At 33.0% G+C, this 17,602-nt stretch carries 17 protein-coding genes; all 17 read right to left on the bottom strand.

The annotated features are described in order from the left end of the window. Positions 1-2: 2 nt before the first annotated feature. Positions 3-365 carry a DUF2620 family protein gene (locus tag TETH514_RS00885; protein ID WP_009051936.1) on the bottom strand — a complete coding sequence of 121 codons (363 nt, stop codon included), beginning with the start codon at positions 363-365 and terminating at the stop codon, positions 3-5. Then, entirely contained in the window at positions 362-736 is a 375-nt protein-coding gene (locus TETH514_RS00880) for a PRD domain-containing protein (RefSeq protein ID WP_009051937.1), read from the bottom strand. Before TETH514_RS00880 ends, TETH514_RS00885 begins: the two co-directional genes overlap by 4 nt. A 92-nt stretch (positions 737-828) precedes the next feature. Further along, positions 829-1,758, bottom strand: a complete 930-nt coding sequence (yhfZ, locus tag TETH514_RS00875; RefSeq protein WP_009051938.1) for a GntR family transcriptional regulator YhfZ — start codon at positions 1,756-1,758, stop codon at positions 829-831. Positions 1,759-1,924: 166 nt separating this feature from the next. Beyond that, entirely contained in the window at positions 1,925-2,833 is a 909-nt protein-coding gene (gene murQ / locus TETH514_RS00870; RefSeq protein ID WP_009051939.1) for an N-acetylmuramic acid 6-phosphate etherase, read from the bottom strand. Positions 2,834-2,837: 4 nt separating this feature from the next. Beyond that, positions 2,838-3,923: a DUF871 domain-containing protein gene (locus TETH514_RS00865; protein WP_009051940.1), complete on the bottom strand. Its 1,086-nt coding sequence runs from the start codon at positions 3,921-3,923 to the stop codon at positions 2,838-2,840. A 48-nt stretch (positions 3,924-3,971) separates the two neighbouring features. Next, a complete protein-coding gene (locus tag TETH514_RS00860) occupies positions 3,972-5,348 on the bottom strand; it encodes a PTS transporter subunit EIIC (protein ID WP_009051941.1) in 1,377 nt (458 codons plus the stop codon). A gap of 148 nt (positions 5,349-5,496) precedes the next feature. Then, the gene (locus TETH514_RS00855) at positions 5,497-5,979 is read right to left on the bottom strand and encodes a PTS glucose transporter subunit IIA (protein WP_009051942.1); all 483 of its coding nucleotides are present in this window, start codon (positions 5,977-5,979) and stop codon (positions 5,497-5,499) included. Positions 5,980-5,992: 13 nt separating this feature from the next. Continuing rightward, positions 5,993-6,835 (bottom strand): MurR/RpiR family transcriptional regulator, encoded by an 843-nt coding sequence (locus TETH514_RS00850; protein WP_004400353.1) that lies wholly within the window; start codon positions 6,833-6,835, stop codon positions 5,993-5,995. 699 nt (positions 6,836-7,534) lie between these two features. Beyond that, positions 7,535-8,947, bottom strand: a complete 1,413-nt coding sequence (gene ltrA / locus TETH514_RS00845; protein WP_009051943.1) for a group II intron reverse transcriptase/maturase — start codon at positions 8,945-8,947, stop codon at positions 7,535-7,537. A gap of 502 nt (positions 8,948-9,449) precedes the next feature. Continuing rightward, the gene (gene rbsB / locus TETH514_RS00840; protein ID WP_009051944.1) at positions 9,450-10,373 is read right to left on the bottom strand and encodes a ribose ABC transporter substrate-binding protein RbsB; all 924 of its coding nucleotides are present in this window, start codon (positions 10,371-10,373) and stop codon (positions 9,450-9,452) included. 82 nt (positions 10,374-10,455) lie between these two features. Further along, complete coding sequence (locus TETH514_RS00835) at positions 10,456-11,412, bottom strand: ABC transporter permease (protein ID WP_004399903.1); 957 nt, start codon at positions 11,410-11,412, stop codon at positions 10,456-10,458. Between the two features lies 1 nt (position 11,413). Then, complete coding sequence (locus tag TETH514_RS00830) at positions 11,414-12,904, bottom strand: sugar ABC transporter ATP-binding protein (RefSeq protein ID WP_009051945.1); 1,491 nt, start codon at positions 12,902-12,904, stop codon at positions 11,414-11,416. 23 nt (positions 12,905-12,927) lie between these two features. Further along, positions 12,928-13,320 (bottom strand): D-ribose pyranase, encoded by a 393-nt coding sequence (rbsD, locus tag TETH514_RS00825; RefSeq protein ID WP_009051946.1) that lies wholly within the window; start codon positions 13,318-13,320, stop codon positions 12,928-12,930. Next, positions 13,317-14,246 (bottom strand): ribokinase, encoded by a 930-nt coding sequence (gene rbsK, locus TETH514_RS00820; RefSeq protein ID WP_009051947.1) that lies wholly within the window; start codon positions 14,244-14,246, stop codon positions 13,317-13,319. Before rbsK ends, rbsD begins: the two co-directional genes overlap by 4 nt. A 15-nt stretch (positions 14,247-14,261) precedes the next feature. Beyond that, positions 14,262-15,272 (bottom strand): LacI family DNA-binding transcriptional regulator, encoded by a 1,011-nt coding sequence (locus tag TETH514_RS00815; RefSeq protein WP_009051948.1) that lies wholly within the window; start codon positions 15,270-15,272, stop codon positions 14,262-14,264. A 158-nt stretch (positions 15,273-15,430) separates the two neighbouring features. After that, complete coding sequence (locus tag TETH514_RS00810) at positions 15,431-16,348, bottom strand: Gfo/Idh/MocA family protein (RefSeq protein ID WP_009051949.1); 918 nt, start codon at positions 16,346-16,348, stop codon at positions 15,431-15,433. Between the two features lie 17 nt (positions 16,349-16,365). Next, the gene (locus TETH514_RS00805; RefSeq protein ID WP_009051950.1) at positions 16,366-17,568 is read right to left on the bottom strand and encodes an ROK family transcriptional regulator; all 1,203 of its coding nucleotides are present in this window, start codon (positions 17,566-17,568) and stop codon (positions 16,366-16,368) included. Positions 17,569-17,602: the final 34 nt, after the last annotated feature.

The raw sequence follows: 17,602 nt of genomic DNA, 5'->3' as shown, positions 1-17,602 counted from the left end.
CCCTATTTTTCTAAAATTGCGTTTACAATGTAAGGTACAGCTTTTTCAATATGGTCATTAGTAAAACCAAACGCTACTTTCCCTTCAGCTACTGCTTTTTTTACGTCGGCTTCCTGTGGTGGCTTACCAGGCATAGAGATAGTTGCACATTTTTGAGCTGTTAATATAGCCATTGCCATAGCTAAAGCACCACCACCTCCTGTTGCACAAGCACCAACATAGTAATCTGCCTTTCCATTTTTCACAGCCATTGCAGCTTCAATATCTGATTTTATTTCAACACTTACTTTATCACCTCCTATCTCCTTTATCATTTGAGCAACTTTTTGCTTATCAACAGCTCCACCTACAACAAATCTTATCATGTACTTTTACCCCTTTCTAAAAGATTACACAAATGTAATAACACAAATCTTTTTTCGGATTCGGGTAATTTTATTTCTATCCTATCTTCTATATTTTGTAAAATACCAAGTGCTCTATAGTAATTAGGACAATTTTTAACTTCGTTAAAAAGTTCGTCATCTATTGTAGACTCCAATTTTTCTTCTTCTTTTAATCTTTTTATAGACATTGCTAAATGGGTTATAAACATCTCATAGTGTTCATCCTCAGCGCAAATTTCATAATTTACTCTTAATTCCTCATCAATCTTTTTAATAGCTTTTCCAGTATCAAAATCAATCACATTACCTTGTACTAACAAATCTATTCTATTTACAACATTATCCTTCACTTAAATCCCTCCAAACATTATACAGTATTTTGTACTGTGATATAAAGTTATTTTTTAAGCCCTTCCAAAAATAATATATGAATAATTATAAATCAATATTCTGGAAATATTTTATTCAACAACACTTGTTCCTGAATCTTTATAACTTCTTCTTTATCAACAATTCTATTTATTATTTTATCAACACCCCAATTATCTCTTTTAACTACTAAAACAGCACGTGTATTATCTTCACTAATTTTTTTCGATTTTTCGCTTTTAAGCGGTTCATTTTTAATAGACAGTCCTCTGTCAACTATTTCATCATAGTTCCATACAGCTGCATCTATTTTTCCTTCCATTATATGAGGTATAATTTGATTATACGGTAATTCTATAAACTCTACATTCTTTCCCTCACATTCATAGTAGGTTAATATAAATTGGTCTAATGAAGTTGGATCTATAGCAATCTTCATTCCATCTTCAATCGCATTTTTCGCATTATTTGAAAATATTATACGATGAGTACTTACGTTCGTATTTGGTCCAAAATCGACTACTATTTTTAAATTTTTACCAGATTCAATATACAATTTTGCTGCCAACATCGACATTATGGCAAAATCATATTTTCCATTCAACAATGCCTCTAACCTTCTTTCGCTTCCTCTCATATATGCCATATTAAAAGGTATTTCCCCTTTTTCAAATACTTTATATAAACCTGTAGCTAACCCTTCATATCTTCTTGAATACGGAAGAGGCATTACCCCTGAAACAATAGTAAGTCCCGCATATTCCCATAATTTTTTGTAGTCAATATTGTTTATATACGTACCTAAATGCCCTCGTGGCTCTAATTCAATTGCTTCATTATCTTCTAAATACTTTAAAGCAGTTTGTATTGTCCCACGCCCGAGGTCAAATTTTTTGGCATATTCTCCTATCGTTTCAATTCTATCTCCACATTTTAAAGAAAGCATTTCTCGTGCCAACATCGTAACGGCAATCCCATTTTTAGTTAATAGATCTTTAATCATTCAATCACCCGGACAATATACAATATTTTGTACATTTATAATATAGCATTTTAATTCATCAGTGTCAATATGATTTCGAAAAATTTTTTATAAAAGGCGGAAACTAATCCGCCTTTCAGTTTAAATAAAACTTCCTAATAAATTCAATTTCTCTTCAAATTTATTCTTAAGACTTATTTTCATTAAGCATTAATGCCTTTGCAATATAACCATTAGACCTATCTAAAAGTTCTTTTGCTTTATTTTGGTTAAGTCCTGTTAATATCATTAAAATTGTTAATTTAACATTATAATTAGTTTCCTTAAGTATTTTTTCAATTACTTTTTCATCTGCATCCGTTGCTAATTTTACAATGCGTTTTGCTCTGTTAATTAATTTTTCATTTGTAGCTTTTACATCCACCATTAAATTGCTGTAAACTTTACCAAGTTTTATCATAGCACCTGTAGATAGCATATTTAATACTAATTTTTGTGCAGTTCCTGCTTTCATTCTGGTAGAACCCATAATTACTTCTGGCCCTACAACAGGCGCTATCATTATATCAACTATTTTTTTCATCTCACTATCCGGATTGCAGGATATCCCTACTGTATGTGCACCAACTTCTTTAGCATATCTAAGTGCTCCTAATACATAAGGCGTCCGACCACTGGCTGCAATACCTACTACAACATCCTTACTTGACAAATTCTTTTTCTTTAAATCTTCTTTACCAAGGTCTTCTTTGTCTTCCGCATCTTCTACTGACCTTCTTATTGCAACATCTCCACCTGCAATAATCCCTTGCACCATTTCTGGATCTACTCCAAAAGTTGGTGGGCATTCGGATGCATCGAGAATTCCCAGCCTTCCACTTGTACCAGCACCAATGTATATAAGTCTTCCTCCTTGTTTTAATTTTTCTGCTATAATATCAACAGCTTTTGCTATATTAGGTATTTCTTTTTCAACAGCTATTGGAACTTTTTTATCTTCATTATTTATTTTTTTTAACATATCTTCTGTACTTAATCTATCAATATCAAGTGTATCAGGGTTTCTTCCTTCCGTTATAAGTTTATCTAAATCCATTGTATCAACCCTTTCTAAATTTAAATTTTGTCCCCGGTCTAATTAAATCTACCAATATATGTTCTTCTTCAGGTATATGTCCTACCACATTTACTCTTTCATCTTGAGGCATATCAATCAAACAAATATTAAGCTCTCCCGAATATCTTTTAAAACCGTAATTATCAATTGTAACACTGTATTTCTTTCTTTCAATGCAATTATACGGCTTTATTGCTTTCCCTATCTTTGCATAACCCCTTGACTCCTCTGATCTTATAATGTATTCAGAAGAATCAGACCTATTTGTATGAATACCAGCAAAAATTATGTCTTTCTCATAATCTGTTATATCCATAATAAGATTGATATTTAATTCAATGACATCTTTATTTATTGAGATAACATCTCTTATTTCATTTATAGATGCATATGCATCCCCAAAATATATGTCATCTATCAACCCAGAATAAATTAAATGTCTCGCTGCTGTGTAAGGTTTTATGTTTCTATGCATTTCAAGCGTCGGCAATCCCTCATATATTGGCCCTCTCCTACCTTCCAAAGAAGGAATAAATGCCGATACCTTAAGTCCGTAATTTTTTATCATCATTGTCTTTTCTTTAAAAAACTTATAGGAAAGACCTGTATACGGTTTAGGATAATAATTGTGGCAAGTTGTCAAATTATCTATATTAGCTTTTAGCTTTATCAATTTCTCTATTTCTTCTTTTGTTATTGTGCTGGCATTTAACTCTATTTTAATTCCATATTTGTTGTTTGTCATTTCAGCTATTTCCTCTGCAGTAAAACCATAATCAAGCCTTAAACAATCTACTTCCAAATCATAAAAAGGTTTTAAATCTGTTATTGAGGAATTTAATATATTCATTGTTACAGGCGAAATATCAATAGTTAATTTCATATCTAGTAATTTAATATATTCAATTAAATCTTCAAATTCATTTAATTTTTTATCATATTCAACCTCAGGCATATGCATCGACGTAAAAACCATATTTATCCCATTGTCTTTTGCCATTTTTATATATTCCTTGTTCTTTTGATGTGGAAAGTCTTCTGTAGTATAAACCGAAATACCAACAGCCACCTCATCATCTCCTCCTAAAAAGGGGCAAAACGCCCCTTTTTAATTGTATCAAACATTAAAAGTAAATGGTTGTGAATTTTCTATTTCTTCATCAACTGGATCTTCAAATCCTAATAGATAGGTAGCTATAAATCCTGCAGTATACGATATCAATAATCCTAAAACATAATAAATAATTTTATTTGGCTCAATTAATACAGCTAATGGTACACCGGAGATACCCAATCCTCTTGCACCAACTACTTTAAGGGCTTCAAAAGCTCCACCAAAAGCACCTCCTATACATGCCCCTATAAAAGGTCTCCCAAGTGGTAAAGTAACACCGTAAATCAATGGTTCTCCAATACCGAGAATACCGACAAGTATTGAGCCTTCTATAATTTTTTTAAGTTGTTTGCTCTTGGTCTTCACATATACTGCTAATGCAGCTCCAACTTGACCTGCTCCCGCCATCGCTAAAATAGGAAGTAATATAGTAACTCCTGTCGACTCAATTAATTGCACATGGATAGGTGTCAAACCCTGATGCAAACCTGTCATAACTAATGGTAAAAATGTACCAGCAAGTATAAATCCTGTAAATACACCAGCTTTTCCTGCAATTGCAACAGTTACTGCTTTGCCAATACCATCAGCTATATATCCGCCTAAAGGTTGTAATACATATAAAGTTGCAAAACCTGCTATCAAAATTGTAAGCAAAGGAGTTGCAAGCAATTCTATACTGTTAGGCATTCTTTTCCTAATGTTTTTCTCAAGCCAACTTGCAAATGCTGCTGCAATTAAAACAGAAATAATTCCGCCTCTACCTACGACTAAAGCTTTCCCTCCAATTGTAATATTAGCTAATGCAGGGTTATAAATAATACCAGCAAGAATACCTCCAATTGTAGGAGAACCTCCAAATTCTTTAGCAGTATTCATACCTACCATAATACCCATATACGTAAAAATAGTACTGCCTAACAAACTTAACATAGCCAATAAATTTTTGTCTGCAATCCAATTAAATTTTGTCGCAACATTGGTAATGCCAAGTATTAAACCACCACCAATTAAACCTGGAATCAAAGGAATAAATATACTAGCAATCCTTCTCAAGAGAAGTTTAAAAGGTGTTTGGTTTTTGGCACTAATTGCCGCTTTAACTTCTTCTGCTTTTCCAACTTTAGTACCACCTAGTATTTTTGATGCCTCACTTTCTACCTTGTTAGCAAGACCAGGTCCTACAATAACTTGTAACTCTCCACCCTCTTCATTGACTTTAATAACACCGTCAATTTTCCCCAAAGCTTCCCTGTTAACCTTGTCATAATCCTTGACAAGTATCCTTAATCTTGTCATGCAGTTCGTGATTGATATAACATTCTCTTTTCCGCCTAACTCTTTAATAATTCCTTGAGCTATTTCTTTTTCTCTTGACATTCTTAATCCCCCTATCCTCAATTTAATATTTAAAGGATAATGATAATTAAACATATGAATCTTATATACCTATCTCCCACCTCCTTATATGTTATATTGTTTCATAAATATAAAGTATTTATGAAAATTTATTTCATATTGAAGTAAATTAAATAACCGCCTCAATTACAACGGTCTGCCCAGCAGTCGCTTTACCTGTCATTTTTTTAAATTCTTTTATCCTATCCATATTAGTTACTACTATAGGGGAAACGAGTGATTTAGCTTTTGATTTTATTAAAGTTCTTTCTACCTTTAATAGTTTATCGCCAACTTTTACTTTATCACCTTCAGTTACAAACGTAACAAATCCTTCACCATTTAGTTTTACAGTATCAATTCCTACATGAATCATTACCTCAATTCCTTCTTTTGTCCTAATACCTATTGCATGTTTTGTAGGGAAAACAGCTGTTACAATACCATCAACAGGAGAAACAAATATATCGGCTTCAGGTATCACAGCAACACCATCTCCTATAAGTTTTTGAGCAAACACTTCATCTGGAACATCTACTATTTCTACCACATCTCCATCAACAGGTGCTTTAATTAATAGTTTATCAGTCTTTTTTTTAAATATATTAAACATACAAACCTCTCCTTCAGTATTTTCTTGATGAGACCGCTTCACTTGTATTTTCTAAATATTTTATTACCTCATCGTATTTCCTGCAGGCTATTATAGAAAACAATATATCTACTACATTAAGTTGTGCCATCCTTGATGCCATTGCACCACTTCTAAAGATTGCTTCAGTAGAATATACAAAAAGTTTTATATCTGAAACTTCTGTTATAGGTGAATTACCAAACCTTGTTATACAAATTGTTGTAGCGCCCGAATTTTTAGCTATCCTTAAAGCATCAACAGTATCTGCTGTTTGACCTGAATACGAAATACCAATTGCCACATCTCCTTGGCGAAGATTAGCCGCAGATGCAAGTTGCATGTGAGAATCACTGTATGCCGTACAAGATTTATTTATCCTCATAAATTTTTGCAACATATCTTGTGCAACAATAGCAGATGCTCCAACTCCATAAATGTCTATTTTATTGGCATTTAAAATAGCAATAACAGCTCTTTCTACTTCGTTTCTATCTAACATATCCATTGTTTTTTCTATTGAGTCCATATTATTTTTAGATATTTTCACAATTATGGTATTAATATCATCATCTATATTAACAAAACCTTGAATACTTTTTGTCTTATATGTGTAGTCTGCAGCAATTTTTATTTTTAAATCTTGATATCCTTTGTATCCGAGACTTTTGCAAAATCTCACAACACTTGCTTCACTGGTATTGCTGTTTTTTGCAAGTTCAGCTACAGATAAATCTGAAATCTTATCAGCATTTTCAATTATATACTCAGCAATTTTTCTTTCTGATGGTTTTAAATTATTAATAACTGCCCTAATTTTCTCTATATCTCCTGGCATGTTAATGTTTGCACTCCTTTCTAGTTTATATTATACTACTTATGAAATAATATTTCAAGTATTTTTTATGGTTTTGTAATTTGGTTTCATAAAATGTTTTAAAACTTTGATATTAAAACTATATTTTCGACCTAAGTCATATTTTACAACTTTTTGTAAATTATTATCTGCATAAAAAAACAGGCCATCAGCCCATCTGTTTAAAACTATAAGTTTTATAACAGTTATTCTTTTATAATTTGAACCAATTTATCAATTACTTCTTTAAGCTTTTCTTGATTTATAGTACCGACTTTGTAAATTACAATCTTACTATCAGCTGTAAATAATTTATTTGGTCTACCTAATTTAAAGTCCCAATTTCTAAATCCTCATTGTTCAAAGGAAATGAATATATATCTTTTCAACCACATCGCCTTTTATAAGTTCTGCCATGCCTCGTCCTCCTCAGGTTTTAGCCAATCCTTTGCGGGGAAGTAATTTTATTTCATTTATAAGATAATCTATTTTATTCATATAATCACCACTTACTATTTTTTATCCTCTATTTATGATATTATACTATTATTTTAATTAAAGTCTATGTTCATTCATTTACATGCTATTATTTTCTTGTATTAATCGAGTAGGAGCTGAATAATTATTTTATTCAGCGTCCTCTCACACCACCGTACGTACCGTTCGGTATACGGCGGTTCATTAGGAATTGTGTACAATTAGATATCTTTGGGATAAACTCTTATAACCTATGCTTTCAAAGTAATTATTTGTAAGAGTCTTATTTAGGATTGGGCTATTGGATATTCTCCAGTAGCCTTTCCTTGTATTGGTGTATTCCCAGGCTTTTTGATCTTCTACTCCTAGTTTTACTAGGTTATCATGCTTCGTTTTTATCTTCTTCCATTGTTTCCATATACATGCCCTTAGTCTTCGCCTTATCCATTCGTCAAGGGTTTTCATTATGCTTTTTGCGTCTGCTAATCCAAAATAGTTGACCCATCCTGTTGTTATTTGATTTAGTCTTTTTATTCTGTTTTCCATGCTTATTCCCTTGTTCCGATTGGTTATTTCTCTTACTTTTTCCTTAAACCTTTTGATGGATTTTTCATGGATTCTTATTCTTACTTCGTTTTCTTTTGTGTAGAATGAAAATCCAAGAAATTTTCTTCTCCATGGTCTATCTACAGCACTTTTTGCTTCGTTGACTTTTAGTTTTAATTTGCTTTCTATGAATTTCTTTATGCTCTTCATTACTCTGTTTCCTGCAGACCTGCTTTTTACATATATGTTGCAGTCATCTGCATATCGGCAGAATTTATGCCCTCGTTTCTCAAGTTCTTTGTCTAGTTCGTCCAACATTATGTTTGCTAATAGGGGACTTAATGGCCCTCCTTGGGGTGTCCCTTCTTCTGTTGATACTTTGATTCCGTTTATCATTACTCCTGATTCTAGGTATCTTCGTATTAACTTTAGTACCCTTTTGTCTCCTATCCGCTTTTCTAGTTTGGACATTATTATGTCGTGGTTTACTCTGTCAAAGAACTTTTCTAAGTCCATATCTACAACCCATGTATATCCTTCATTTATATATGCTTCTGCGGCTTTTATTGCGTCTTTTGCACTGCGTCCTGGTCTAAATCCATAACTGCTATCAGAAAATGTATGGTTGTAGACTCTATTTAGTATTTGGGCTATTGCTTGTTGTATTAGCCTATCTAGTGCTGTAGGTATTCCTAGTAGTCTTACTCCTCCATCTGGTTTGGAAATTTCTACTCTTCGCACTGGTTGTGGTTTGTATTTCCCCTCCAGCAGTTGTTGTTTTATGGTTGCCCAGTTTTCTTTGAGATACGGTAGAAGTTCATCTACTTCCATCCCATCGACTCCATGGCTTCCTTTATTTGCAACAACGCGCTTGTATGCTGCTCTCATGTTTCCTCGTTCTACTATCATTTCAAGCATCTTGCTGGTATATCTTTGTACATCGTTTCTTCTATCTTTTGACGCCGATGATATACTATGCACTTCCGTTGTCTTTTGAAATTCCATTTCTCTATTCAACGGATAGCCTCTTTGTTGAGTTGTCTGCAGTCTCTGCATATCTTTCGAGTCCATAAGATTTCCAAAACCTCCTAACGTTCGGCCCTTCCTTATCTATTCATGACTAGATAAGTACTATGACCTCTGCTGACTTCTCAAGGTTCAACCATACATCACTGTATGGGTTGTCACTTCAGAGTTCACTTTAGTGACTTATCCTTGAGACCTCCCCGGGTAAGAACGATAACTTTCATCTCATATATCTGCCAGATTTACTGTATGGGATTCGGGTAGTGTTGGACTTCGTTTTGTTACGCAAACTCATCCATCCCAATTCAGCCTCTTATCTGGTTCTTGTTCATCAGACCGAGATTTTGCCTTAAGCTTCCTTCAGATTCCACCTCACGATGGACACCCTTGCTCTTGGCTAGTGGTTCCCACTACCAAGCCCACAGCGGACTTTCACCGCCTAGCTATCGCCCATGCCGGGCGCACGTAAAAAAGCCCGCCCAAAACACGGCAGGCTTTTTAGATTCGCATTCGTTTTTCTATTTTCCTTATCTGTATTGATATCATATCACTTCGTTATAAGTTTAAGCTCAGCTGGTATAAATTTTTCTACCTTTTCACCTTTTAGATATTTGTCAGCCATTTCTACTCCAAGAGAACCTATTAAAGCTGGTTGCTGAGCAATCGTTGCAGCCATTTTGCCATCTTTTATAGCTTTCAACGCATCATCTGTCCCATCGAATCCAACTACTAAAATTCCTTGCCTATTTGCACTCTCTATTGCCTTTATTGCACCTAATGCCATTTCATCATTTTGCGCAAATACTGCATCAATTTTAGGTTGGGCTTGAAGGATATTTTCCATTACTGATAAACCTTTTGAACGATCAAAATCAGCAGCTTGTTTTGCTATAATTTTTATATCTGGATATTTAGCGATAGCTTCATCAAATCCTTTGCCTCTATCTCTTGCTGCGGAAGTACCTGGTATGCCTTCAAGTTCTACTACGTTTCCTTTCCCATTTAGCGTTTTGGCAATAAACTCTGCTGCCATTTCTCCACCTTTTACGTTATCTGAAGCTATGTGACAAATAACATCTCCACCATTTGCAGACCTGTCCAAAGTAATAACTGGTATATTTTTGCTATTTGCTTCTTTTATCGCATTAACTACAGCATCGCTATCTACAGGATTTATAAGCAAAACGTCTACTTTTTGTTGAATTAAATCTTCTACATTAGAAAGTTCTTTTGAAGAGTCATTCTGTGAATCTGCTACTATTAATTTATAGCCTAATTCTTTTGCCTTAGCTTCTGCTCCATCTTTCAATGTTACAAAAAATGGATTATTAAGTGTCGATATTACCAAGCCTATAGTCTTTTCTTCTTTAGCATTTGAAGTATTATTGGTATTACCTGTACTGCATCCAGCAATTAACGCAACAGGTAAAATAAATGTTAATAAAAGGAACAAAATTTTTGATTTTCTCATAATTCAACTCTCCCCTTTTAATTAAATTTTTAATTTTTAAAACTTTTTGTTTTTCAATTAAAACCTTCCTAAAACACCCCCTTTATCTACTTTCTTTTTTGTCTAATGCTATAGCAAGTAATATTACTGCACCTTTAGCTATAAGCTGATAAAAAGGCGAAACGTTAAGTAAATTTAAGCCATTATTTAAAATGCCTATTATCAAAGCACCTATCAGAGTACCTATTACTCCCCCTTCGCCACCTGATAAACTTGTACCTCCAAGTACAACCGCAGCTATGGCATCAAGTTCAGCACCCTGTCCCGCTGTTGGAGCTGCGGAATTTAACCTTGAAGTAATTATTAAACCACTTATTGCTGCTAAAAAGCCACTTAAAGAATACACAAATAGAATTATATTGTTAGTATTAATACCAGCCAATTTAGCAGCCTGTATATTGCCCCCTGTAGCATAGACATATCTTCCAAGTCTATTATTCTTTAAAATGTAATAACCTATCGCAAAGATAAGAACCGTAAGAATTATTGGTACAGGTATCGGCCCAATATAACCGTTGCCAATATAACCAAAAGCCGCACCTAAACCCGTTATTGGTTGTCCATTGGTATATACAAGTGTTAGACCTCTTGCTACTGTCATCATGGCAAATGTCGCAATAAAGGGTGGTATATTCCATCTAATTATGACAAAACCATTAAAAAATCCTAAACCGGTACCTATTATTAAACCTGCTAATACCGCTATAATTAATGGAGAACCGTCTTTTAACATGCCAGCTGTAATTGCACTTGAAAAGGCTAATATAGAACCTACAGATAAGTCTATTCCACCTGTTAATATTACAAACGTCATACCCACAGCCATTATTGCATTTAGGGAAGTCTGTCTTAAAACATTTGTAAGATTATAATAATCTAAAAATCTTGGTGATAATATTGAAAATACAACGATTAACCCTACTAAGCCTATCAAAGATTTTGCTTTGAGTAAAAATTCACTAATATTTATTTTTGTTACTTTTTCTTCCGGTAAATTCAACTCATTCCCCTCCTACAGCTTTTAACATTACCTTTTCTTCTGTCGCTTCTTCATGAAGTATTTCGCCTGTTATCCTTCCTTCATGCATTACAATAATTCTATCGCTAATATTCAAAACCTCTGGCAATTCTGAAGATATTAAAATTATACCAATACCTTGCTTTTTTAAATTATTAATCAATTTATATATTTCATTTTTTGCTCCAACATCAATGCCTCGAGTTGGTTCATCAAGAATAATTAATTTAGGATTTGTCAATAAACATTTGGCAATAGCAATTTTTTGTTGGTTTCCTCCACTCAGTTTAGATATTTTTTGATTTATTGAAGAGGTCTTAATGTTTAATTTTTCAATCATCTGGTTTACTAAATATTTTTCTTTAGAATGGTAAATAGTGCCTATATAATCAGAAATACTTTTTAATGCTGAAAGCGTCATATTTTCTTTTAAAGTATGCTTTAATATCAAACCGTCATTTTTTCTATCTTCAGATAAATATATTATTCCATTATCAATAGCATCTTTTGGATTATTTATCTTTAGCTCCTCATTTTCAAGATAAATTTTACCTGAGGTTTTCTTATAAAAACCAAATATTGTTTTGGCCACTTCAGTTCTTCCTGCACCTATCAAACCAGCAAACCCTACTACTTCACCTTTTCTGACTGTGAAATTAATATTTTCAAATAAACCCTTCATACTAAGATTTTCTACTCGCAATATTTCCTCTCCCAGCAGAACAGATTCACGAGGATATTGTTCTTTTAGTTCTCTTCCAACCATCATTGTAACTAACTCATCACGTGTAACTTCGTTAATTTTACCTTGAGAAATAAAGCGTCCATCTCTTAAAACAATATAGTCATCACAAATTTCAAAAATTTCATTCATTCTGTGAGATATATAAATAATAGTTCGACCTTCTGATTTAAGCGATCTTATGACCTCAAATAATTTCTTTGTCTCTGCCTCTGTTAAAGCAGCAGTTGGTTCATCCATTACTAATATCTCAGCATCCATCAATAAACTTCTAGCTATTTCAACCATTTGTTGTTCTCCAACACTCAAGTACTTTACCAGTCTATTAACGTTTATATTCATACCCAATTCGCTAAGCTTTTTAGCAGCTTCTTGCTTTATTTTTTTCCAATCTATAGCGTTAAATGATTTTAGATATTCCCTCCCTAAAAAAATATTTTCAGCAACACTAAGTGATGGTATAAGATTGAGCTCTTGATGAATCATAGCAATGCCATATTTTTCAGCATCTTTGACATTTCTTATATTTACTTCTTCCCCTTTTATATAAATACTTCCTTCATTTTTCTCATAAATGCCGCAGAGAATTTTCATCAAAGTTGACTTTCCTGCCCCATTTTCACCTAATAAAGCTAAGACATGACCTTTATAAAGGGTTAAGCTCACATTATCCAGAACTTTAACATTGCCAAACTTTTTCGTTATATTCCTCATCTCTAAAACGGGTTCCAAAAATTATTCCCCCCTTTGGATTGTTAAAATTCCACACCTGACTCTAAAATAATATTTGCATATGGCTTATATTCACCAGTCCTAATAATAGCTCTAGCGTTTTTTGACATTGCCTTTAAATCTTCATGGCTAATAATTATTAGCTTTTCTCCAAATAGCTCGAGAAGGTATAGGTATAAATCGTTATTTTTATCTATCATTTCTTTCGCAATATATGCTTTTTCTACTCCCAACTCAGTAAGTACCGTATTTAATGTATCTTTAAAACTCGGTATCCCTTTTGTTAAAGCAATATCAATTCTTTTAACACCATCTGGTATAGGTAATCCACTATCAGCAATCACCAACAAATCTGTATGCCCTAATCTTGCAACAACTTCTGAAATTTCACTATTCAGCAAATATGTCTTTTTCATTTGTTATAACCCCTTTCTTTAATAAATTTTTCTACCTCATCTCTATAAGGCAAGGATGACTGAGCGCCTTCTTTAGTAACCGTTAATGCTGCTACGTATGTAGCAAATTCTATTGCACTTTCAATGTTCTTCCCTTCACTTAATGCCACTGCTAATGCTCCTGTAAATGAATCACCTGCTGCTGTTGTATCAACAGCAGTAACTTTGATCGCATCAAATAGTTTTTCTGTATCCTTATTGATAAAAAAGCTTCCTTTTTCTCCAATAGTTGTTATAACGTTTTGAACTCCTTTGTCCAGCAAATATTTTGAGGCCTTTTTTATATCTGCAATTGTTTCTGTTTTACTTCTAGATAAAAGAGCTAATTCTGTTTCATTTGGAGTTAAAATATAAACCTTTTCTAAGAGCGTATCAGGCAATTCACATGCTGGTGCAGGATTTAATATGACTTTTATACCCTTTCGGTAACATAAATCCACTACAAATTCTACTGTCTCAACTGGTATTTCTAACTGAATTACACACATTTTTGCTTCATCAAAAATATCTTCGTGTTTTTCTATTTGCTCTATATTAAGCCTTTTATTTGCTCCCTGATAAACAACTATGTTATTTTCTCCTCTTTCACTCACATTAATATAAGCTGTACCCGTCGGTATTTCGTAATCAAATTCTATTCCTTTAATGTCAACGCTATCATTTTTTAAATCCTCATATAATTTCTTACCATATTCATCATTTCCCACTCTGCCGATCATAAAGACCGTTCCACCCAACCTTGCAATTGATACCGCTTGATTTGCGCCTTTACCACCGCCGTAATTTTTTAAATCATAAGCAATAACTGTCTCACCAACTACAGGAATATGCGGAACTCGTATCACAACGTCCATATTAATACTTCCAACAACAACTATCTTCTCCATCTTTTTTTACCACCTTTAGCCAATATTTTTTGTGCTTTGGCGTATTATCAACTGTGGTCTAAAATTAATAATTTTTTTCTTTAACTTTTTCCCTTCTACAAGTTTTATTAGCATTCGAGCAGCAGCCAGTCCCATATCATATGCAGGTTGCTTTATAGTAGTTAATTGTGGTTCTAGTATTTGAGAAAGCTGTATATCATCAAACCCTACTATTGAAATATCATCTGGTATCTTGTACCCATATGAACGTATTGTTTTGTACGCTCCATACGCCATTAAATCATTGCAGGCAAAAATAGCTGTAACATTTTCATTATTACCTAACAATTTTTCAGTTCCAATTATTCCACTGTTTATCTTATAATCTCCTTCAAATATCAACCTTTCATCCACATCCATACCATTTTCTACTAATGCTTTTTTGTACCCTTCTAGTCTTTCTTTGGCACTTTTTGTATAAAGCGGTCCCGTTATACACGCAATTTTTTTATGCCCTAAATCTATGAGATGTTTTGTCGCAATGTAACCACCTTCATAGTTATCAAGAAAAACTCCGTAAATGTCTTCAGAATCAACACGTCTATCCATTATGACAATAGGAATACCACTCTTGACAAGTTCCATAATGTGTTCATGTTTAGGAATAGAACTGCTGGTAAATATTATACCATCGACATATTTTTCTTTTAGTGCATTTATATACTCGCTTTCTTTCTCCAAATTGTCATCTGTATTGCACAAGAAGACGTTGTAACCGTAAATGTGAGCACTATCCTCTACACCACGGGCAATATCAGGAAAGAATGGGTTGGAAATATCAGGAATTATAAGGCCGATAGTTTTAGTTTTTTTAGTAACTAAGCCTCGTGCTATTGCATTAGGTTGATACCCTAATTCTTTTACTAATTGAAGAATCCTATTTCTAGTTTCTTCACTAACCCCTTCACTTTTATTGTTTATAACTCTCGATACTGTTGTAATTGATACATTCGCTAGTTTTGCAATATCTTTTATTGTTACAGCCATAAATTCATCACCTATTAAATTTGGTTTAACGTTTTAGTAAAACGCTTAACTATATAATAAAATAAAAATGACATTTTGTCAATAATAAAAATAAAAATTTTTTATAACTTTTCACGTGATTTAATTATTATAAAATCAGGGCTTTTTGTGCCCTGATTTTATACTGCCTTTTTTAATATTTCCTCTATAATCTCGTGAGATTTTAAAGTACATTTTAATTCGTCATTTGCATAATTCCCTTCTAATACGTCCTTTAAAAAGCTTTTTACAGCAGTCTCAAAACCTCTTCTATAAGATATAGTATCCCAGCTTTCAATATTATGCACATATATTTTGCCATTTTCCATTATTCTTATACTTTCCATGTCTTCCACAACTGCACTTTTGCCATGCCCGTGTATCTCTAACCTTTCATAATCTTTTCCGCCATTTCTATGCATGACTCCTATCGCTGTAGAACTATTAGATTTTAATACTACTTCTATGGATTTTAATGAATCTCTTTCTTTTGAAATATTTACATCTATGTCATCAACATCTTTAACTATATAGCATAAAGTGTCTATTATATGAATGAAATCGTCATAAAGTGTAAACTTAACACTATTTTTGATGTCATTATTCCTATTTTTCACCATAATGCACAATTCAGGTTTTAAGCCTTCAAACAAAGCTAAGGCTTTTTGATACATAGGCGCATATCTTCTGTTAAAACCTACCTTCAAAATAAGAGATTTGTCCATAGCCAAATCTATAAGTTCTTTTGTCTTATCTATCTCTTCAGTTATAGGCTTATCAACATATACGTGAATACCGCTTTTTAGTAGTTCTCTTACTATTTCATAATGGCTATCTGTGGATGCATGTACAAAAGCACAATTTGGCTTTTGTTTTATCACAACGTCTATTTCTGTGTAAACATCACAACCATATCTTTCTTTATATTTTTGGAGCTTTTCTTTGTTTCTTCCAGCAATACCTAATATATTTAGTTCATCTAAATTAAATATGAAAGGCAAATAGGCTTTATTAAAAATATTCCCTGGCCCTATAATAATTGCTTTTAATTTTTCCATGTCAACACCTCATATAATTAAAGTCCAGGATATGCAAACAACTCTGAAATAACAAGCGATACTGCTCCAATTGCTCCTGCATGAAATTGAAGTTTAGAGGTTTTGATTTTTACTTTATAATATCTATACACAAGACACTTTTTTTCTACTTCTTTCAAAACCTCATCCAAAATCAAATCTCCTGCTAAAGACAACGTATTTCCAATAATCACAAGTTCCGGGTTAAATGTATTTATTACATTGACAATTCCCACACCCAATTTCCTTCCAATTTCTTTTAAAGCCTCTACTGCTATTTCGCTTCCTTTTTGAGCATAATTTATAATATCAAGAGCACTAAGTGTATTAAAATTATCTTTATTTATATAATTATCAGATTTTCCCATTATCAACTGTGTATGTATATAATCGAATAGTGCTTTTTCTGATGCATAATTTTCCCAACAACCTGTATTTCCACAACTACATTGATGGTCATGTATATTTATTGTCATATGTCCCATTTCTCCTGCCAGCCCTACTGTCCCTCTATACAGTTCTCCATTGATTATTATTCCTGTACCAATACCAATTCCAGCACTTACATATACGAAATTGTTGTATTTAATTCCAGTGCCAAACCACTTCTCACCTATTGCTCCTACATTTGCTTCGTTATCTATGTGTACTTTAATTTTGAATTTATTTTCTATGATTTCTTTAAGAGGCACATCCTGCCATTTTAAATTCGGCGCCATCAATATACTGCCTTTTTTGTAATCCACAATGCCTGGCACACCAATCCCAATACCTAAAATTCCCCTAATAGTGTTAGGTGCATTTAAAATTGCTTCGTCAATCAATTCTATTAAACGCTCAATAATAGCCTGTTGACTTTCACCAATTTTTATATCGACTTTCTTTTCCCAAATGACATTTGCCATTAAATCAGTCAAAACAATTAATATATAGTTTACATCCAAATCAATACCTATTATACAGCCAGCATTGTTATTGATGCTTAATATGATTGGTTTTCTACCACCTTTTGATGCACCAGGCCCTTCTTCCCTTACAAACCCTTCGTTTATAAGTTCATCAACAAGGAAAGAGACAGTTGACTTGTTTAAACCTGTAATATGTGCAATATCCGCTCTTGAAATATTCCCTTTTTTTCTTATGGTATTGAGCACTATTGATTTATTTATTTGCTTAACTAATAATTGATCCGCTGTTATCATTTCTTCACCTTTTTATTCCATTTTCATTGTTTTA

Origin of the sequence: Thermoanaerobacter sp. X514 (assembly GCF_000019065.1) — a bacterium.
GTDB classification, from domain to species: Bacteria; Bacillota; Thermoanaerobacteria; order Thermoanaerobacterales; family Thermoanaerobacteraceae; genus Thermoanaerobacter; species Thermoanaerobacter pseudethanolicus.
The sequence above is the reverse complement of the archived record's forward strand: the minus strand, read 5'-3'. Positions and strand labels throughout refer to the sequence as shown.